This window comes from Paenibacillus sp. TSA_86.1, assembly GCF_052691815.1.
Genome location: NZ_JBQZGE010000003.1, coordinates 259,303 through 278,743, shown reverse-complemented (window position 1 = coordinate 278,743; position 19,441 = coordinate 259,303). Strand labels below are relative to the sequence as shown.

Annotated in this window: 18 protein-coding genes; 8 read left to right on the top strand and 10 right to left on the bottom strand. The window is 44.2% G+C overall.

Features of this window, described 5'->3' with window-relative positions; translation table 11 throughout:
- Positions 1-43: 43 nt before the first annotated feature.
- The gene (locus ACUTVW_RS10290; RefSeq protein WP_445645700.1) at positions 44-1,795 is read right to left on the bottom strand and encodes an ABC transporter ATP-binding protein; all 1,752 of its coding nucleotides are present in this window, start codon (positions 1,793-1,795) and stop codon (positions 44-46) included.
- A gap of 212 nt (positions 1,796-2,007) precedes the next feature.
- Between ACUTVW_RS10290 and ACUTVW_RS10285 the strand changes: the two genes are divergently transcribed.
- The 3 genes from ACUTVW_RS10285 (at position 2,008) to ACUTVW_RS10275 (ending at position 6,971) form a co-directional block, all read left to right on the top strand.
- On the top strand, positions 2,008-3,384 hold the full coding sequence (locus ACUTVW_RS10285) for an ABC transporter permease (protein WP_445645872.1): 1,377 nt from the start codon (positions 2,008-2,010) through the stop codon (positions 3,382-3,384).
- 12 nt (positions 3,385-3,396) lie between these two features.
- Positions 3,397-4,908, top strand: coding sequence for an ABC transporter permease (locus ACUTVW_RS10280; RefSeq protein ID WP_445645699.1), 1,512 nt, complete (start codon positions 3,397-3,399; stop codon positions 4,906-4,908).
- Positions 4,909-5,150: 242 nt separating this feature from the next.
- Positions 5,151-6,971, top strand: coding sequence for an ABC transporter substrate-binding protein (locus ACUTVW_RS10275; RefSeq protein ID WP_445645698.1), 1,821 nt, complete (start codon positions 5,151-5,153; stop codon positions 6,969-6,971).
- 67 nt (positions 6,972-7,038) lie between these two features.
- Here the strand turns inward: ACUTVW_RS10275 and ACUTVW_RS10270 are convergent, their stop codons facing one another.
- From ACUTVW_RS10270 to ACUTVW_RS10250, 5 genes are all read right to left on the bottom strand, one after another.
- Positions 7,039-7,677, bottom strand: coding sequence for a sugar O-acetyltransferase (locus ACUTVW_RS10270; RefSeq protein ID WP_445645697.1), 639 nt, complete (start codon positions 7,675-7,677; stop codon positions 7,039-7,041).
- Between the two features lie 23 nt (positions 7,678-7,700).
- Positions 7,701-8,504, bottom strand: coding sequence for an HAD-IIB family hydrolase (locus tag ACUTVW_RS10265; RefSeq protein ID WP_445645696.1), 804 nt, complete (start codon positions 8,502-8,504; stop codon positions 7,701-7,703).
- Positions 8,505-8,687: 183 nt separating this feature from the next.
- A complete protein-coding gene (locus ACUTVW_RS10260) occupies positions 8,688-9,695 on the bottom strand; it encodes an ROK family protein (protein ID WP_445645695.1) in 1,008 nt (335 codons plus the stop codon).
- A 232-nt stretch (positions 9,696-9,927) separates the two neighbouring features.
- Complete coding sequence (locus tag ACUTVW_RS10255) at positions 9,928-11,130, bottom strand: MFS transporter (protein WP_445645694.1); 1,203 nt, start codon at positions 11,128-11,130, stop codon at positions 9,928-9,930.
- A gap of 151 nt (positions 11,131-11,281) precedes the next feature.
- Positions 11,282-11,761 (bottom strand): hypothetical protein, encoded by a 480-nt coding sequence (locus ACUTVW_RS10250; RefSeq protein ID WP_445645693.1) that lies wholly within the window; start codon positions 11,759-11,761, stop codon positions 11,282-11,284.
- Between the two features lie 215 nt (positions 11,762-11,976).
- Here ACUTVW_RS10250 and ACUTVW_RS10245 point away from each other — a divergent pair, with 215 nt between their 5' ends.
- Entirely contained in the window at positions 11,977-12,177 is a 201-nt protein-coding gene (locus ACUTVW_RS10245; protein ID WP_154887772.1) for a hypothetical protein, read from the top strand.
- Between the two features lie 105 nt (positions 12,178-12,282).
- On the opposite strand, the gene ACUTVW_RS10240 is transcribed toward ACUTVW_RS10245, so the two are convergent.
- Positions 12,283-13,020 carry a cyclase family protein gene (locus tag ACUTVW_RS10240; RefSeq protein ID WP_445645692.1) on the bottom strand — a complete coding sequence of 246 codons (738 nt, stop codon included), beginning with the start codon at positions 13,018-13,020 and terminating at the stop codon, positions 12,283-12,285.
- 685 nt (positions 13,021-13,705) lie between these two features.
- Between ACUTVW_RS10240 and ACUTVW_RS10235 the strand changes: the two genes are divergently transcribed.
- The 3 genes from ACUTVW_RS10235 (at position 13,706) to ACUTVW_RS10225 (ending at position 15,203) form a co-directional block, all read left to right on the top strand.
- Positions 13,706-14,116 (top strand): sigma-70 family RNA polymerase sigma factor, encoded by a 411-nt coding sequence (locus ACUTVW_RS10235; protein ID WP_221790290.1) that lies wholly within the window; start codon positions 13,706-13,708, stop codon positions 14,114-14,116.
- Positions 14,103-14,258, top strand: coding sequence for a YvrJ family protein (locus tag ACUTVW_RS10230; RefSeq protein WP_221790291.1), 156 nt, complete (start codon positions 14,103-14,105; stop codon positions 14,256-14,258). The genes ACUTVW_RS10235 and ACUTVW_RS10230 overlap by 14 nt, the downstream gene beginning before the upstream one ends.
- A gap of 342 nt (positions 14,259-14,600) precedes the next feature.
- A complete protein-coding gene (locus ACUTVW_RS10225) occupies positions 14,601-15,203 on the top strand; it encodes a lysozyme (protein WP_221790292.1) in 603 nt (200 codons plus the stop codon).
- Positions 15,204-15,256: 53 nt separating this feature from the next.
- Here the strand turns inward: ACUTVW_RS10225 and ACUTVW_RS10220 are convergent, their stop codons facing one another.
- Together ACUTVW_RS10220 and ACUTVW_RS10215 are read right to left on the bottom strand one after the other, a co-directional pair.
- Positions 15,257-15,853 (bottom strand): hypothetical protein, encoded by a 597-nt coding sequence (locus ACUTVW_RS10220; RefSeq protein WP_445645691.1) that lies wholly within the window; start codon positions 15,851-15,853, stop codon positions 15,257-15,259.
- 525 nt (positions 15,854-16,378) lie between these two features.
- Positions 16,379-17,305 (bottom strand): NADP-dependent oxidoreductase, encoded by a 927-nt coding sequence (locus tag ACUTVW_RS10215; RefSeq protein ID WP_445645690.1) that lies wholly within the window; start codon positions 17,303-17,305, stop codon positions 16,379-16,381.
- A gap of 210 nt (positions 17,306-17,515) precedes the next feature.
- Here ACUTVW_RS10215 and ACUTVW_RS10210 point away from each other — a divergent pair, with 210 nt between their 5' ends.
- Positions 17,516-18,394, top strand: a complete 879-nt coding sequence (locus tag ACUTVW_RS10210; RefSeq protein ID WP_445645689.1) for a PhzF family phenazine biosynthesis protein — start codon at positions 17,516-17,518, stop codon at positions 18,392-18,394.
- 99 nt (positions 18,395-18,493) lie between these two features.
- Here the strand turns inward: ACUTVW_RS10210 and ACUTVW_RS10205 are convergent, their stop codons facing one another.
- Positions 18,494-19,441, bottom strand: coding sequence for an alpha/beta hydrolase (locus tag ACUTVW_RS10205; protein WP_445645688.1), 948 nt, complete (start codon positions 19,439-19,441; stop codon positions 18,494-18,496).

Sequence of the window (19,441 nt, the reverse complement as noted above, 5' to 3'; positions counted from 1 at the left end):
GGCACCGATCTGAACAGATCACGCCGGGGTTCTTTGTTCTCGTTTAACTCGATAAAGCTACCCAATGTCCTGCTTTTACCTCGACCCATCGGGAATGTTCGAGATTATATCGGTCTCCCGTGTCTCCGGTCTCCTTCTCTTGATCCACCACGGCAATACGTGGCTTATTTCTCTCCACCGCCGGATCAGGAACCGGTATTGCCGATAGCAACGCCTTCGTATAAGGGTGCTGCGGATTGGCGTAAAGCTCTTCGCTCTCGGCCAGCTCCACTATTTTGCCGTTATACATGACAGCGACCCGATCACTGATATGTTTCACCATCGACAGATCATGCGCGATGAACAAATAGGTCAGACCCAGGCGTTGCTGCAGTTCTTCAAGCAATTGTACAATCTGTGCCTGAATAGAAACATCAAGTGCAGACAACGGTTCGTCACAAACGATAAACTCCGGTTCTACCGCCAGCGCCCTTGCGATGCCGATCCGCTGACGTTGCCCACCCGAGAACTCATGAGGATAACGCTGCGCATGGGATGAATCAAGGCCCACCATCTCCAGCAGTTCCTCCACTCTCTTTTCTCGCTGGGCTGCATTACCTGCTAGCTGATGAATATCAAGCGCCTCGCCAATGATATCCATGATTCTCATTTTCGGATTCAGTGAGGCATACGGATCTTGGAAAATGATCTGCATATGTCGTCGCATCGTTTTCATCTCTCCAGGCGAGAGTCGCTGCAACGGAATGCCCTTGAACAGCACATCGCCTCCCGTTGGCTCATGCAATCGCAAAATTGCTCGTCCCGTGGTAGATTTCCCGCTGCCTGACTCTCCTACAACGCCAAGTGTTTCCCCCTGACGGATATGAAAGCTGATATCGTTCACGGCTTTTAACGTATTACCCTTGCCGAGGTTAAAATACTGTTTGAGAGATTTGACCTCCAGCAGCGGCTGATCGTCTTCCAGATCTTTGGGTACCTGTGAGACTAGCTTTGGCTTCTTCTTCTCATCCAGGCGTGGTAGCGCGTTCAACAGACGGACAGTATATGGATGTTTTGGATTCTCAAAAATCTCCGCCGTGGTGCCCGTCTCCACAATCTCTCCTTCTTTCATTACAACCACCCGGTCACACATGCCAGCAACTACACCCAAGTCATGTGTAATGAGAATAATGGACGTCCCCAATTGCTCCTGCATATCTTTCATCAAGTTCAAAATCTGAGCCTGGATCGTTACATCCAGAGCCGTTGTCGGCTCATCGGCAATCAATAGTTCCGGACGGCAGGCAAGGGCAATCCCAATCATCACCCGCTGACGCATGCCACCGGAAAATTCATGAGGATACTGATTATAGCGGATAGCGCTTTGTTGGATGCCTACTCGTTCCATCATGGCGATGGCTTGTTTTTTCGCTTCCCTTTTCGACAACTTCTGGTGTTTGATCAGACTTTCCGAGATTTGTTGACCCACTTTAATAGTCGGATTAAGCGAGCTCATGGGGTCTTGGAAGATCATGCCGATGTCCCGGCCGCGAATATGCTCCATCTCTTTTTGTGATTTACCGGCGAGATCCACACCTTTAAACAGAATCTCACCCGATTTCATCTGTGAAGGGGGAGAAGCAAGTAATCTCATAATGGAGCGCGCCGTGACGCTTTTACCACTGCCAGATTCCCCGACAATACCCAATGTCTCCCCTTTTCGCAGTTCAAAACTGACCTGCTTGACCGCCTGAAACTCACTCTCTCCCGTGTAAAAAGAGACGGACAAATCATTCACTTTCAACAATGGCTCCACGTATGCACCATTCCTTTCATGCCTACTCCATCTTCTATATGTAACCAATTCTTAACCTTGACAATTAAGCACACCCTAAATAATATATACTATATTGATCGGAATAATGCAATTTAAACATTAGCGAAAGGAGGTACTACCGTTTGACTTCTGGAGTAGAGCGTCGCAACACCTCCCATCTGGTGAATCATCTACGTTTTATTTATGGCAAAATGCTGCTTCATCCCGTCTATCGATATGTATTGATCATTCTCGGTTTACCCATTAACCTGATCGTTTATATGGTCTGGCAATCCAAACGTAAACAAGATGGCTGGTCAGCTGTTAAACAACAGGTTGAACAGGAGATGAACCATTCTTCCTACCGTGACATCATACGATTAGAACTGGAAGAACAACTGAGACGCAAGCATCGTTTCTTCAAGCAAGAGGTCGGTGAGGCGGCATTCAGACAACAGGCTGAGAGCTGGCTTGAGGAAACATTTCAGAACGAACTGCTGGAACGAACCTCTCGCAAGTTGGAAGAACAGGGACGTCATCGCCTCGGATTGCACGACATATTTGGTATGTTTATCGCTAAGCCCTGGTTTCTGGCCCTCTCTGTCATACCCGGCTGTTTGATGTATCTCATCCTGTTCCTCTATGGTAATGCGTATCTTAAGTACATATTTGAAAGAGTGCTCATGACAATCTTTGTCATTCTGGGCGTAGCAACGCTGGTATTTACGATTCTGTACTTGTCTCCCTTTAATCCGGCTGCCAATATTCTGGGGGTAACGGCGACACAAGAGCAGATTGCAGCCTTTAATCATGTGTATGGCCTGGATCAGCCTTATCTGACCCAGCTTTGGAACAATATCAAGGGCGTTGCGATGTTTGATCTCGGCAAGTCCTTTGCAGGGAATGAGATCGTAACGGATACCATTGCCCGAAAGTTCCCCATTACGCTGACACTCGCCGTGATTTCCCTGCTGTTAGCAATTGTTATCGCTTTGCCGATTGGCATCATCTCGGCGATCAAGCCTAATTCCTGGTTTGATTACACATTTATGTTCATCGCTCTAATTGGACTGTCTATCCCGAACTTCTGGCAGGGACTGATTTTCATTCTGAATTTCTCGATTAAAATGCAATGGCTTCCCGCCACCTTTAATCCACAGAACTGGCTATCCATGATTATGCCAGTCATCGTACTGGGTACAGGGCTTACGGCCGCCGTTGCGCGAATGACCCGTTCATCCACACTTGAGGTCATTCATGAGGATTATGTCATGACTGCCCGGGCCAAAGGTATAAGTGAGCGGCAAGTCATACTGAAACATGCGGTACGCAACGCACTGATTCCCATCATCACTGTCGTGGGGCTTCAATTCGGAGCTATGCTTGGCGGAGCAGCGGTAACAGAGAAGGTGTTTAACATCAGCGGACTGGGAAGTTATATAGTCGATAAACAATTCATCCCGGATATTCCGAGTATTATGGGCGGAGTAATCTACACAGCAATCACGATCTCCATTGTGAATGTGGTGGTTGACCTGTTTTACGCATTCATCGATCCCAGGGTTCGCTCCAAAATGAAACAATATTAAAGCAGGTGTATTATGACAAAATCAAGCTCCCTTACGCAGGAAAAGCGTTTCCGGCTCAAGTCTTCGCAGGAATATAGTCAAGCCAGCTTCGCATGGATCACTTCGGTTCTGTTGACCCTGTTATTGCTGCTGAACAGTTATGACTGGAGCGGGCAGGCGTTCAAACCGTTTATAGCCGGGGTGACCGGCATTTATCTGTTCTTTACACTCATTCAAAGTCTGCTCGTCATTCGAATCAGGCAGAATCTGATTCGGTTAGGCGCAATACATGATCTGACACGCAGATTAGCCTGGATTCAGATGCTGGCTGTTTTCACAGGTAATATCTTTGTCGTAACAGCTGCCTTTCATCTGATTCGGAAACGAAAAAGCATTGAATATACGTTTGCTGTATATGCACTGTTAACCCAGCTTTTTGTGATTGGTGTATCGGCTCTGAATGTGTTTAAACCTTATGTTGCCGATACCTTTCTGCCTTCCATGGCGGCGCTGTTATGTATTCTGGTCATTGATCTGGTCGTATTAATCATCGTGTCCAGGTATGATGCCTCTCCTCTGCCTCGCTGGATGACGGTTGTAGGAGGAGTGATGATTCTTAGCGTGATTACGGGCAATGTTTTCGCGTTGCTACTGGGAATCTCGATCCTTCGCCGGATTCGCAGACAAGAGAAGCAGGGTACGAATTTCTGGAATGATCTGTGGGAGCGTCTTGCTCCGAATATGACCGCGATGTCCGGACTTTTTTTCATCATCTTCCTGTTCTCGATTTCCATCTGCAGTTTCTTTACCTTCGACTACAGCATGGCGGTGGAAAATAATTACTCGGCCCTGCTTCAGTCACCTTCTCTGGCATATCCGCTAGGAACGGATGATTTCGGTCGATGTCTGTTTTCCCGAATCGTGTTTGGTGCACGAATCTCCTTGATTGTCGGTTTGATGTCAACGGTAATTCCGGTTGTGATTGGCGGTGTACTGGGTGCCTTCTCGGGGTTCTACGGGAGACATACGGATAACATCATCATGCGTCTGCTGGATATCCTGTACGCCATTCCGGGTATCTTGCTCGCCATCGCGATCATTGCAGCTTTTGGCGCCAACACCGTGAATCTAATCATCGCATTAAGCCTGGGTTCCATTCCAACGTATGCCCGAACGATGCGGGCCAGTGTGCTATATGTATCTACCTTTGAGTTTGTCGAGGCGGCGCGTGCCTTGGGATATACCAATCGTACAATCATTTTCAAACACATCATTCCCAACTCGCTCGCACCGATGATTATCAAATCCACGCTGACGATTGGCGGAGCTGTCATTGCAACCAGCAGTTTGAGTTACCTCGGGCTGGGTGTGGAACCACATATTCCGGAATGGGGCAACATTCTTAAGCTGGGCAGCACCTATCTGGAGACTCATTCGTATCTGGCGATCTACCCGGGACTAGCCATTATTCTGCTTGTTCTTTCGTTTAACTTTCTCGGTGATGGATTACGGGATGCCCTTGATCCCAAGCTTGAGAAGGCGTGACGATGGATTTATTAGGTTGAACTAAAAGAGGTTTACACGAAGCACTCCGATGACAGAATAACCTTGCAATCGCTGTTATCCCCAGATTTTTTTGATTCCCTTTTCTCAAGGGAAAAATCCGGTTATAAAGGCGAGCACTCCGTTTTTCCAGGTTTTTTCTGTCCTCTCCGTTTTTGTGTAAATGAAATAGTTCAAAAAAAAAAATCATATATCACATCTATTAACAAAATGGAGGTATTTTCGTGAAAAAACGTACACTTGTCGCCTTGCTGCTGATTCTCGTGCTGGTGATCTCCGGCTGCAATGTGAAAACCAAAACCGAATCCCAGGAGCAGAACAAACCTTCCGATACGTCGGAGACTACAGCCAAAGCGGTAGACATCGAATTGCTCGCTATGAGCTCTTCCGAAAATGATGTCAACATCATTCGTGACCAGCTAACCAAAAACGGCTTCAATGTGAAGCTGAATCTACAACCGGATTACGGCAGCTTTAAGTCCCAGCAGGACGCAGGCAACTACGATATCGCATTGTCCAGCTGGACAACGGTAACGGGCAATCCGGACTATGCGGTTCGCTCTCTTTTCAAAACAGGCGGGGATTATAGCATTCTTGCGGATCAAGAGATCGATAAGCTGATCGATCAAGCCGCCACTCAGACACCTGATGAATACAAAGAAACGTATAAAAAGTTGGAAGACCGTTTGGTTACCGACCAAGCGTACATCGCTCCACTCTACATTTCACTGAAAAGTCAGGCGGTGAACAAGGACATTCTGAATGTCGATACCGTTCGTCTGTCCAAATCCCGTGCCATGGCGTGGGAACCGATTGAGTTCAAGGACAGCTCCAAAAACAGTAAAGACCCGTTGATTCTGACACAAGCAGCATCTGTACTGACTTCCCTCGATCCGATTAAAGGAAACGACGGTTCCATCAACCAACTCAATACCAATATGTATGTGCGTTTGGTGAATCTGACGGATGACGATCAATTAACTGCTGATGGATCACTTTCACGGAATTTCACGATTGCAGATGGTAACTCTGAGTACTATTTTGTACTTCGTGACGATATCAACTTTGCTAAAATCGAAAACAAAAAAGCGGTCGATACCGGAGAACGTGTAGGCGCAGATGACGTCATTTTCTCCCTCGACCGTGCCAAAAATAAAGATTCCGTTCCGGATCACCGCACATACAGTCTGCATGAACATATCAAGCAAGCGGAACTCGTGACAGACTTGAGCGCACTGGAGTCTGCGAAACAATCCGGGGGCAACGGAACTGTGCTGGAAGCTCTGAATCAAGGACTCGACAGTGATATCAAGGAACTGGTTAGCGATAAAAAACAAGCTAATAACGGTGCAGGCAAATACCAAGTGGTTAAAGTAACGACAACTGAACCGTTCCCGCAAGTGCTGAACTATCTGGCGCACCAATCCGCAGGGATCGTATCCAAGAAACAAGTCGAAAGCATTAATACCTATGATGTCGCATCCTTCGATGTGAACAAAGATATTCCTTATGGCGATCAGAACACCGTGACCGAGGGTGCCAACTATAAAAATACCCTTTACACAAGCGGCCCTTACATTCTTTCTTATAAAAATGATTACGAAGGCGTCTTCCTGAAAAACCCGGGATACCGCAAAGGTTCCGACTTCGCACCGAAGATTGATCAAGTAAACGTACGCTTCATCGCAGATGCCGATAGTGCTCTCTCAGCCCTTCGCAGCAGTGAAATCCACCTATACTACGGGGTGCCTGAGACGAAATACGACATTATCCAGAATGACAGCAAATTGCAGTTGCAAAGCATTCCAAGCAATGCCGTATCGTATCTGTTATTCAACACAGCCAATCGTGAAGTGGCCAAGAGCAGTGATCTGAGAAAAGCGGTACTGTATTCCATTAATCAGGATGAGATTCTGCAATTTTACAAAAACAACAAACTGAAAGCTTATTCCACCGTCAGCCCACTTGTACAAACGGGCAATGAACTCAAGGCCGATCCGGCCAAAGTGAAAGAATTCCTGAGCAAGTATAACGCGTCAAAATAATTGCCTGAACACAAAAGGCTGTCACCAGGATCATGCAGATCCATCGGTGACAGCCTTTTCCTATCCATCATTCCGGCACTTGGCAATCTGCCAAGATGTCGGGATAATGCCGCATGCTATCCGCTTCTGTAATGCTGCGGATTACTCTACACGGCACACCTGCGGCAAGTGAATGTGGTGGAATGTCACGTGTAACCACACTTCCCGCTCCAATCACACATCCGTCTCCAATCGTAACGCCTCCGCACACGGTAACGTTTGCAGACAACCATACATCGTTACCGATGGTAACCGGTTTGGCATAACAGAGTGATTTCAGCTCACCATGTTGATTCAGCATCTGTCTCCGTTCACTCGCAATCAAAGGGTGAACAGGAGTAACAATAGTAACATTGGGACCAAAGCTGGTGTAGTCTCCAATCGTCACTTGTGCATCATCCTGTATGGTCAGATTGTAATTCGCAAAAAAGTGATGCCCAATCCGGGTATGCACGCCATAATGAAAGAAAATGGGACCCTGCATAAATCCGCTCTCTCCCATCTCCCCTAGTAACTGTTGTACGATCTGCTGCCTTTCCTCCGTCTGCTCTTCAAAGGTTTGGCTATAACGCTGACTGAGATGATGAGCTTTTCTTTTGATGTCCTTCAGTTCCGGATCAGCCGGACTGAATAACATGCCCTTCATAATTCTCTCTTCTTCACGCATCTCGATTCCCCCTCATCTATAGATTATTCCTGCAAATCCATGATCGCCTGAATCGTTCGCAATACACCATTTTCATCATTGGATTTCGTTATGAATTGCGCGGCACGTTTGGTATTTTCGCATGCATTGCTCACAGCAAAGCTGTATTTGGCAATAGCCATCAGTTCCACATCATTTTCGCCATCACCGAAGGACATCGTTTCACGTGAAGTTACGCCCAGCATCTCCTGCAATGTTTTGACCGTTTCACCTTTGTGTGTATGCAGTGCCGTAATATCCAGCCACCTCGGTTCAGAATCAACAATATAGATTTGTCCTTCCATGGTCTGTTCTACATGTTTTCGCAGTGCTGTACAACGTCCCTCGGTATCGAATACCGTAATTTTAATAAAAGAAGTGCTGATACCTGCAAAAGAGTCCGTTTTGATGACCTGCTCATACGAGCCTTTCACAACGTCATACATCTCATCCGATATGGAAGAATGCACATAAGCGGCATCACTTGCACAAACGATGATGGTCATTTGGGGATCAAATGATTGAATTTCCTGAATAGCTTGCAATGCTAGTGCAGGCTCCATGCTAAACTCCCGAACCACCTGCCCATCCTTCTTGATTCTGGCCGCACTGTCTCCAAGTATCCAAACTCCCTTGCCGTGCTCACCAAATAATTTTTCAACACGCTCGCACTGCTTTCCGGTACATGCTACAAAAGTAATGCCTTTACGTTTCATCCCCTCATGAACTTCGTTGAATAACTCCATATCAAATGATCCTTTACTGTTTAGAAAAGTTCCGTCCAAATCGGTTACAACCAGTTTAATCATGATGTGTCCCTCCAGTTGATTGATAGGTGATGTTTATAAACAATATTTATAAAGTGTGCAAAAAGTTCTCTTTGCCGTAATAGAATCGTATCCCGTGTAACTGGTTCCATGTCAACAAGAAATTTTCCAGAGAAATTCGTGGACTCATGTCAGCAAAAAAATCCACAGAACTCGTCCTGCGGATCATAACACTTCAGATAATATGGAGGATTTCAAAGCTTGAAGAACCACACCTCTCAACCCTGCATCAAAGTCATCCTGAAACGAGTTCTGGTATACAATCTCAGGCAGTGTCGGCATCATATTCTCCTTTACATATTGTCTCCACGCCGCGTCGAGCACCTCTGTCTCCACTCGCTCCTGATAGATGACAATCTGATGAGGAGCAACAACCGCATTAACCGTTTGTAGAATCCGGCACACATGACCCGTATAGTCTTCGTTGCTCATTTCCTGTTTCCAGTCGGGTGAGTACGGAAGATACTTGATCTCACCGAACATCCCGTTTTTGCCACGGATGATTTGTCCGTTCAGCACCATGCCCATACCAGGCGGGTAACGATTTGGAAAATAAATGCCCGCTACATCCTGCCCCTTTGTATGCATATGTTGTGTGTAGTAGCCGCTAACCGCTGCATTGACATCATTCTCTACAATTACAGGTAACTGGAATTCACGCTCAATCTCCCGAATCAGATGGGAATGAATAAGCTCATCATGGCTACTTACCGTGATATCCCCGTCGACAGCCTGACCCGGGATACCTATTCCGATCATATGGATGGAAGGATGTGCCGCAATGAAACGTGCTATAAGTTGCAGCACATGCTGTTTATCAAAAACAGGTAGCATGTTCTCTTCCTTCAGCACAATCTCATTCTCGAGATTGAATACCGTGGCCGAGATTAACCCCTGACCTTTCATTTCTTTCATGGACAAAACCAGCGCACGTCTATAATTGTAATTGTATCGGTATGCTTGGGCAGGGCGACCGCCGTTCGAGGGAACGATTTGATCTTGAATCAGCTCTCCGCCATCACATAACTCCTGAATTAGAGCGTTAATGGTAACTACACTAAGATTCGTTAATGAAGCAAGCTGCGGTTTCGTTGCGGTTTCCTGCTGCTGCATGACTTCACGCACATTATTCATATTGATGTGTTTCATCATTGTAGCGTTTGCCTTTTTCATAACCCTCTCGTTTCCACTCTGGTTCAAAAGACCAAAGCAATCGTATTCATGTTATCGTACTCCATATCATAACATTATACATTGCTTTGCACATAATGCTCATTCAAACAGATCATCTATAGATCGTACAGGTTGTACGTCCATCGACTGTTTGGACAAAGCCATGTTCGCGTAAACACCTGCCCAGATGACAACAGCCATAATTAAATAAGCCATCTTTCTCTCCTCCTCCTTAATTCTTGCGTAATTGTTGTGGTCTCACGACTAAGCGATTGACAATTTCTGCACAAACCAGCATAAGAACAAGTAGTACAAGCACAACAATCGGAAAAGAAGCCGTTCCTGCTTTCGATGCCAGCAATCCAAAAAGCGGCGGTAGCAATGTGGTGCCTGTATAAGCAACTGCCATCTGATAACCCATTAGTCTCGCTGCACTGCCTTTACCGAAACGGGTGGGGGTTTCATGCAAAAGTCCAGGATAGATTGGAGCCAATCCGAGGCCGATCAGTACCAAACCGCCAGCAGCAAACCCGGAAGGCAAGGGCAGCAATAAGACAATTCCACCGATAATGGTGGTCCATTGACCGTAGCGGATGAGCAGCAGGTTAGATACCTTTAAAGTAATAAAGCCTGTAATGAGCCTTCCGAATGTGATCCCCGCATAATAGAGCGAAACCCATCCTGCAGCCACTTCTGCCGAAACATTTCTTGTACCGACAAGATAACTAGCCCCCCAGAGTCCAACAGTCATTTCAACCCCACAATAGAACAGAAAAGCCAAAAGTGTAGGTTTAACCCCTTTTATATTCAGGAGCTTTGTCGTTAAGGTCTCGTCCGCTTCATCCACCGCTTTGCTGTCCAGCAGATTCGGAGTCTGGCGGGTCGCCGCCACTCGTTTCCACAATGGCAAAGTAAGTAGGAGCACAATGACCAGACTAAATTGAATAGCGGCAACGGCTGCGTACCCACCTCTCCAGGAGTGCTGACCTGCAATAGAAGCAGCCATGATGAACGGTCCCGTTGTTGCACCTACACCCCAGAAGCAATGCAGCCAGTTCATATGGTGAGCCCCGTAATGTTCTGCCACATAATGATTCAACGCCGCATCTACCGCACCCGCACCCAGTCCCAGCGGAATAGCCAGCATAATAAACCAGACCAGGGAGGGAGCCATGGAAAATCCAAGCAGAGAAACGGCAGTGAGCAAACAACTAAGTAATGTAATGTTGCCTGTACCCAGCTTGCGGATCATCCGACCGCTTGCGAGACTGGAGACGATCGTTCCAGCTGCAACAATCATGGATACAAGACCTGCTGCTCCAACCGAGGAGCCAATCTCTGGCCATATGACCGGCCATGCAGAACCGAGCAAAGAATCCGGAAGCCCCAAACTGATAAATGCCAAATAGATGATCAATAAGAACCAGGTTGCCAACTGCATTGCTCCTCTCAAGATGCGAATACTTTTCAGAACTTAATAAATATACTTTATAAAGTTTATATCGTAAGTATGCAGACATCACATCTCCTTGTCAATATGAAAAATAAACCTCATCATTTAGACTAAGTACCGCCTTGTCCTCTGATTATATGCTGTATCTTCGTTGTATGTCAGACAGTAAAGTAACCATCTGAATACCCAGTCCCCAGGCAAAATAGAACAGATGTATGAGGGAAACGGTTTGAATAATGTACAGTTGCACGATGATCCAGATGAGCAGAGCATAACTCGTATACAAGGAAAACGTCCACGCCCAGTAGCGTTTAGGGTAAAGATTTAGCTTTTCCACTAATGTCCAATGAATTCGTCTCAGGAGAGCCATGCAAATAACGATAGGGAATAAACCAAGGACCAGTAACAAGATCATTCCAGGAATTAAAAAATCGGAAAAAGGAGAGCGTTCCAGTAGAGAAACAGGCATATTCAACAATTTCCCCGACGGATCTAAGATCAGCATGAATCCTCCAATCACTGCTCCAAGACCCAACAAGCCATGCATCGCTGCAAGAAGATATGATTTATCTGAGTTGTTTGAGTTTCCTGAGTTTTCTGATCGCTCTGTCATTGCGGACCGCTCCCTTCGTATTCTCTATTTGCATAGGCCATTGAAATAAATAGACTTACTGTACCATTTTCTCACAAATAGGGGGATAAACCTGTGCTTATTTTCACTGGCAGAGTTAACCTAATCAATATCAATTCATTATATGGTAAAACTTGATAAAAGAACGTATGTTCGGTATAATGGTTTTATACACTGAATGAGCGAGGCATAATACGATGGACGACAAATTTATCAAGGAATTACGTAAGATCAGCCGCGACGACAGACGCCGCTCTGAGTTCATGATTCAGGGCATGAAGGAAACATTACAGGAACGCAAAGAGGAAGGTTTGGTAAAGCGATGGATGCGGCGGCGAAAGACTAAGAAAAACATCTCTGAGCGATTTAGCTCTGATACCTCTTCAAGTCATAAATAGATAGAATTCAAACTTAAAAAAGGAGGCTTGTTAAGCCTCCCTTGATTCACTACATATATTTCAATTGTTATAGCAGCTTGCACTTACGTTTTGGTCTGTAGAACTTTAAGGCAGAATAGCAAACGAGCGCACCGGGAATCCTGATGCTTTCTCCGCTTTCGGAACGATATTGAAGATGACGGCTCCTTTAGCGGGAACCTGATCCAGATTTGTTAACAATTCTACCTGATATGTGTCCTGTGCAAGCACATAATATTCTGCTAACAAGGCACCGTTCTTCTGATAATCTACCGCGGCATCTGTATCAAACGTTTCGTGACCGATCGCTTGAATATTGCGTTCTTCGAAGAGGAACGTCAGGGCCGCAACAGACCATCCGGGTGCATGGCTGTTCCCTTCGGCATCCTTGTTGTCAAAGTCTTCATGATTCGGCCAGCGTTTACTCCAATCGGTTCGCAGGGCTACGAAGCTGCCTGCTTCAATCTTGCCGTGCTCTCTCTCAAATTCAATAATATGGTCTACTTCCAAGGAGAAATCGGGATTGTTCTTCACAGCCGCAGACTGATCGATTACAACGAGCGGCAACACAAGTTCTTTAAGTCCCAATTCGTCCAGGTAACGTGTATCACGCACAAAATGAATCGGTGCATCCAGATGGGTACCGTACTGGCCTGGGAACTTAAAGCTTTGAGCGAAGAAACCTTGATCGTGGTTAAACAGGGTATCAAACTCCGCAGCATCAAAGGCAGAAAAATGCGGCGATGCCGGACCGAAGGTATGGGTCAGATCTACCCATTTCTTTTCTTTCAACAGCTGAATGGCTTGAATAAGTTCGTTGGTCATCCGTTTCACCTCATATGCAGAATGGAATAAATTTCTCCTATTATATATCAACGTTGCACATTGGTGAAGAAGCTGAGTTAATTTGTTAGTAGGTACATGCCTTGCCTATCCTAGGAAGCGAATTCTTTACATATTACCAAGGAACCCAACACTGGAATAATCTTTTGATAGTTTTTAATAGACATTGTTTCACCTCCAAAAATTAACATAGAGTTCAGCACTTATTCCGATAAAGAGATAGCGGCGGTGTCAATAAATGCCACATACATATTGCACGTTAGCATCCATTTTTCAGGTTGTTTCTCTGAAGACCTCGGAATAGCCGGTTCATTTCTGCTGTAAAAGTGACCTTCCATACTCTTCCCTCCAATACAAAAAGGCCGCTCACATGAGCGACCTTTTTATTTACGTTATTATAACGATTTAAAATAACTTGCTATAACTTCGTATTTAATTCACATTTTAAAGATGGTTTACCCACTATTATCGCAAACAACATCCACTTCACTGTTAGGAGGAGTTCTTGCATTTTTTGAGCATACGAAGCCAAGAACTTGTTAACACATATCAAACCTCTTTTTTATTTGGTAAATGTTATTTTTTTTGGAAATTTGTTGTAAAAAATGATTCTCATTTCTCTTTATAGAGTAGGAATGATCTCTTTAAAAAGAACGGGGGGATTATATTGAAAACGGATAATGACTTGAATCGTCGTTTTATCACGTATATGGCCAATCTTATATACTACAACTCTATTAATTATGACAAAAAGAGACGAATGAAAGACAGCCGATTCCAGCTAACTTTAGATACCGATGAGAAGATAGATTCTGCCTTACTTGCAGTTTTTGACTCAGAATCTGTGCCACCAAATTTAAAAGATCACATTGCGGATCACTCGCTTTATCAAGCTTATGAATCCCTCTCAGCACAACAACAACAGATTTTATCTTTTGCTTACGTACTAGGACTAAATGACAAGGAAATAGCCAGAATATTGGGAGTATCCCAGCAAAATGTCTCGAAACACCGCTTAAAAGCTCTAACTAAATTGCGCAACTTAATAACGGAAGGGATGAATTATGATGGAGGGTGACATTGCTGCTATTATTGCTAATTTAGGCTTCCCGATTACAATTACTCTGTTTCTACTTATTCGATTTGAAAAAAAAATATCTGATCTAAGCGATGCTATTAATGGCTTAAAGAATGAAATACAAAAAAATGTAAAGAGGTGATTTTATGTTGGCCGAACTTTTAGTACAAGCACAGCAGCACCATGATCAGGAGGCGACATACATATTCTAGAATCTTTCACACCAAAGATTAAAGCCTCCTTACGACAAGTACCTAGCGATCATCGAGAGGATCTAAAACAGGAACTCTATGTCAAAATGATTGAGGTCATACAAACTTTTAATATTAGATAAAATTTGGAGAGTGGTTGTAAAAAAAGAAACTCATTTCTCTTTATATAGATGTGAAGGCCAATACGGCATTGCAGAAAACTTGGGAATGGTGTTCTGGCTATGATTCCTCCCTATTGTTCTTCTACCAAACTAATTCAAGGAGTGATTATTATGGCTAATCAATCTTTAGGTAGTGGCGGAGCTGACCTTATCAAATCGCATGAGGGTTTTTCCTTGAAATTCTATGGAGATCCATATGGGTATCCAACAGTTGGATGGGGACATTTGATAACAAAGACTAAAACATATACTAAAAATACAACGGGTAATCCAAATGATTCTCTTCTAACCCAAGCACAAGCGAATGCTCTATCAACTTCTTTGGGGCTGAATTACACTTCTCCAATTTCTCAGTCTCAGGCAAATACATTTTTCACCAATGATACCGCAAGTGCTGTAGCAGCAGTAAATAATTTGACACTTCCTACAGGCATGTATTTTTCACAATCCCAATTTGATGCGCTCGTTTCGCTTGTTTTTAATGGAGGCGCTGGGGTGTTAAACACCAATGATGTAAAAAAACTGCTTGAATATAACCAAGTATATCCATCATTTTATGGCCCTCTTTCAAACGATGAGATTGATCAATGTTCAAAATTGGTCAGCAAAGCATTTTCATATGATCGAAATTTACAAAGACGAAGAAATGAGGAAGCAACTTTATTTTGTAAAGGTCAGTGGTATACTCACAAATATCCTGTATATACACTATAGTTTAACCGTTTTACGATATAAACAAGAATGTCAGCCTTTAAAGCTGACATTCTTTATTTCTCCGAAATTTTTTTAAGCTCAAAAATAGTTGCCTCTGATAACAAGATAAGCCTCTCATTATTAACAACAAAAAAACTTAAACTTACAGGTATACTCATTTTTGTAGAGGGGTTACTTACATCTATTGCTTTTACTACATCATTTTCATTTAAGTCTGGAATATCTATTTTATATGATCTATAAAAGGAATCTTTATTATTGCATGTCGCTGTAATCTCATATACTGGGTTTCTTAGTTCAGTTTGATACTGACTGTAGTTTTTAATTCCTTTTGATGAAAATAAGTCTTTTTTGACAAGGATTTCATCCCCAATAAATTTTTGACCTGTTGGATATTCAGAGGCATCATTATATGAATTTGCAAATCCTAAAAGCTTCTCAACTTTCCAAGTTCCATAGAAATAAATTTCAGTTTCACTATCCAAACTTGTACGCGCTACAGAACAGTAATCACTATTTTGCTGCGTTGTTACTTGTTTACTGGGAGACTCGCCCGAACCTTGCGTATCGGTTGCAGGCTTAACTGGTCCACCACATCCTGAGAGCAAGATGAAACTCAACACCATCAATACACCGAGTACTTTTTTCAATCCTAAAATCTCCTTTCGTCTACCTAGCAGAAATTATATCAGAGCAAATGAACCTAAAAATGACATAACATTAACATTATTTACGATTAAAGTTAATTTTATGTTTTATGACCGCAATGATTAAAATGCTCAAACAGTACGGATCGTTCATGATGCAGTAGCAATGAAACTTCGCCATTCACACTGTTTCTCAAATTTAGTTTCTTTATCTCGGCATAAGTAAACCTATTTCCCCTTCATCATTTCGTCCTCTTCCATAATCAATTGTTACAAAATCCAATGTCCGATTGAATTTCAAACTATTAGCTGCCTTCCTCTTCACTGAAAAATATTTGCTCCCCATGTTGCATTGATTCTGTGTAGAAAATATGGTTTGAAAAATACATATAACCAAACAAAAAAGACAAAAAGCCGCTCTCCTGTTTGGAGAACGGCGAGTGATATACAGGCTACAGAACGTTAATTCCTCTGATATTTAATCCCATGTCCATCTTCGGCTCACTCGGTTATCTCACCCATTCCAGACTAATCCGCAATAATGACCAGTTTGCCCCGTGTATGGTGGGATTCACTTTTTTCGTGAGCATCGCGCAAACCTTGCTCCGTGAGCGGATACGTCTCATCAATGATTGATTTCAGTTTTCCCGCAGCCGCAAGTTCGGCCAACTGTTCCAGTTGATCTCCCTTCGGCTCCATCATGAACACGTTACCTGTCACACCAGCTTCCTTCGCCAGTTGCTCATTCGGCTGTTCTACAAGAGATACCAGGCGTCCTCCAGACTTTAATACCTTGAAGCTGTCTCGCTGGATGTTACCACCCATTGTATCCAATACAACATCGTAATCTGAGAGGATCTGCGAGAAATCCTGTTCCTTATAGTTAATGAAATGATCCACGCCCAACGAGCGTAATAGTTCTTCGTTCGCTGCACTCGCGGTGGAAGCAACCTCAGCGCCCAACGATTTGGCAATTTGAATGGCATATGTGCCTACCCCACCTGCACCGGCATGTATGAGCACCTTTTGTCCTTTGCCCAAACGACCATGATCAACGAGTGCTTGCCAAGCTGTCATTGCGGCAAGCGGGATCGCCGCTGCCTCCTCAAAGCTCAATTGTTCAGGAATGCGAGCAACGATATCCGCATCGACAGCAACATATTCGGCATAGGTTCCGAATTGACGTGGGCGAGCAAATACGCGATCTCCTTCTCTGAACCGCGTGACATTCGAACCTACTTCAGCCACAGTCCCTGCCACGTCACCGCCCAGAATCATCGGCAGCTGATCCGCTGCCTCTTTCAAGTGACCCTGTCTTATTTTGAAGTCAACTGGATTTACAGACGTAGCATGTGTTCGGATAAGCACCTGATTGACTCCACAGGATGGCTTGGCTACTTCTTGTTCCTTCAATTGTTCCGCTCCACCAAATTCCTCAATCACAATTGCTTTCATTAAAAATCCCAGCCTTTCCATTAGATTATCATTATGCTATCTCTCCCTTCATTACCCCTTCCCATTGATCACTTGACCTATTCATTCAAAAATTCATAACAATCCGGGATTCACTATTCAGTTCAACAATCGTGATATAATGTCGATTACCGATTATGTTAAACCGTAGTCCATTACTCAATCCAAAAATTGAAGAAGCGAGGTAACCATATGGAGGTTGAAGTGAATACATTACATGCATTTTCGGACAAAGCTCTTGGTGGAAACCCCGCAGGGGTTGTGTTACAAGCAGCGCATTTGTCTGAATCCCAGATGCAAGAGGTCGCCAGACAAGTCGGATTTTCAGAGACTGCGTTTGTTATGCCATCGGATCAGGCAGATTTCAAAGTGCGTTTCTTTACACCAAGTGACGAAGTTGATCTCTGCGGACATGCCACGATTGCTTTATTTTATCTAATGAAGACACAGCATCTCGTTGATGTTGGTACATATACACTGGAGACATTAGCCGGAATTCTTAGAGTCATTATTGAAGTCAATGGAGAAGTCTACCTGTCTCAGACGTTGCCGGAGTTTGGGGAGATTGTCGATCGACAGCAGATTGCCGATTCGTTACGTATCTCTACGGAAGAATTGCATTCTGAACTACCTGTACAGATTGTGTCTACTGGACTACCCGATATCATGATAGCCGTTAAAGATATTGATGTTCTGACCAAAATTGATCCTGACTTCCAGCGTATCACAGAAATTAGCAAGGCTCATCATGCCATCGGTTATCACGTGTTTACACTCGGATCAAATGTTATGGACGTTCTGACAGAATGTCGTAATTTTGCACCACTGTATGATATACCGGAAGAGAGCGCAACGGGTACATCCAATGGCGCCATGCTCTGTTATTTATATCTTTACAACCAGCTTACAGTTCCTCTTCATCACACGTACACAATTAGACAGGGGTACACTATGAACTGTCCCTCCGAGATCCGAGCCAGATTAACTTTGGACAGCTTCAATAAAATTACTCAGATTCAGGTTGGCGGTAACGCAATTCATATCAAAAACATTATCATTCACCTCCCTTAAAGGGAGGTGTTATCCGTTTATCTGTAATAAGCACAGTGAACTATGTATTTCATGCAATATCATATCCTTCATTCCATAAATCAGGGCACGTTATGAAAGCTAATGAATTTTTCGCAAAAATCTTAGAACCGCTTCCTTCAATTGTCTCAGACCCGGTTGCTCTATCGGAAAATGACCTGCTCCCTCCAAAATGACACATTCCTTCTCCACTTCCAGACGATCATAAAAAGATTGACTGAACTGTAACGGAGTCATCGGGTCTATCTCAGGATGAACCAGCAAAACCGGGCACTGACTGAATCGTTCCGGACTCACCTCGGGTGTTTTATTCAGGAAAGTTCTTAATAATTCCAAAGGCACCGACGTAGCCGCCGCTTGTGGATCGTTCATAATGAGACGGGTCAGATCCTTGTTGTTCGTAATTAACTCCATTCGAGAAACCCGTTTAACCGAGATTCGTACAACATCTAATACACCTGGGAAAATATCCATCATGCGTTTACCTACACGACTGACGAACTGATTCGGAGCAATCTGATCACGCAGATCTGGATTACTTGTGTCTACAAATGTCGTTGCAATTAATCCCTTCACCTGTTTATTTCGTACACTGGCGTGATAGGCCAACATTCCTCCAATACTGCTGCCCAATACAACAAAAGGTATGCCGTCTTTCTTATACTCCCTCTCCATAAGGGCATCTAACAGTGTGATCCATAACTCATAGTTCAAGCGCGTGCCATGCAATGCGTAGCTTAGACCGTATGGCGGTAGATCAGGTGATATGACCTCGTATCCATGTTGCTGCAGCATCCGTGCATAAGGGGCGAGTAACCTGCCATTCCCCCCGGCGCCATGAATAAACAGTATTTTGACAGGTGACTCTGGTACCGCAAATCGGTCAATGTGAAGATGGATTCCATGGCTTTCCCACCACTCCTCCTCCGGGGAGTTGTTTTCATCCAACCTGACTTCTTCAGGAAAAAATGACTGATACTGCTTCCAATATAAATGGGTTGTTCTATAAGAAGGCAAGCTTTTCCGCAT

What these genes read in the sequence shown, in the direction of transcription:
- ACUTVW_RS10285 (WP_445645872.1), top strand. Translation starts at nt 2,008, where the DNA reads ATGCTGCTTCATCCCGTCTATCGATATGTATTGATCATTCTCGGTTTA.
- ACUTVW_RS10280 (WP_445645699.1), top strand. Translation starts at nt 3,397, where the DNA reads ATGACAAAATCAAGCTCCCTTACGCAGGAAAAGCGTTTCCGGCTCAAG.
- ACUTVW_RS10270 (WP_445645697.1), bottom strand. Translation starts at nt 7,677, where the DNA reads ATGCGTGAAGAAGAGAGAATTATGAAGGGCATGTTATTCAGTCCGGCT.
- ACUTVW_RS10265 (WP_445645696.1), bottom strand. Translation starts at nt 8,504, where the DNA reads ATGATTAAACTGGTTGTAACCGATTTGGACGGAACTTTTCTAAACAGT.
- ACUTVW_RS10260 (WP_445645695.1), bottom strand. Translation starts at nt 9,695, where the DNA reads ATGAAAAAGGCAAACGCTACAATGATGAAACACATCAATATGAATAAT.
- ACUTVW_RS10250 (WP_445645693.1), bottom strand. Translation starts at nt 11,761, where the DNA reads ATGACAGAGCGATCAGAAAACTCAGGAAACTCAAACAACTCAGATAAA.
- ACUTVW_RS10245 (WP_154887772.1), top strand. Translation starts at nt 11,977, where the DNA reads ATGGACGACAAATTTATCAAGGAATTACGTAAGATCAGCCGCGACGAC.
- ACUTVW_RS10240 (WP_445645692.1), bottom strand. Translation starts at nt 13,020, where the DNA reads ATGACCAACGAACTTATTCAAGCCATTCAGCTGTTGAAAGAAAAGAAA.
- ACUTVW_RS10230 (WP_221790291.1), top strand. Translation starts at nt 14,103, where the DNA reads ATGATGGAGGGTGACATTGCTGCTATTATTGCTAATTTAGGCTTCCCG.
- ACUTVW_RS10225 (WP_221790292.1), top strand. Translation starts at nt 14,601, where the DNA reads ATGGCTAATCAATCTTTAGGTAGTGGCGGAGCTGACCTTATCAAATCG.
- ACUTVW_RS10215 (WP_445645690.1), bottom strand. Translation starts at nt 17,305, where the DNA reads ATGAAAGCAATTGTGATTGAGGAATTTGGTGGAGCGGAACAATTGAAG.
- ACUTVW_RS10210 (WP_445645689.1), top strand. Translation starts at nt 17,516, where the DNA reads ATGGAGGTTGAAGTGAATACATTACATGCATTTTCGGACAAAGCTCTT.
- ACUTVW_RS10205 (WP_445645688.1), bottom strand. Translation starts at nt 19,441, where the DNA reads ATGCGGAAAAGCTTGCCTTCTTATAGAACAACCCATTTATATTGGAAG.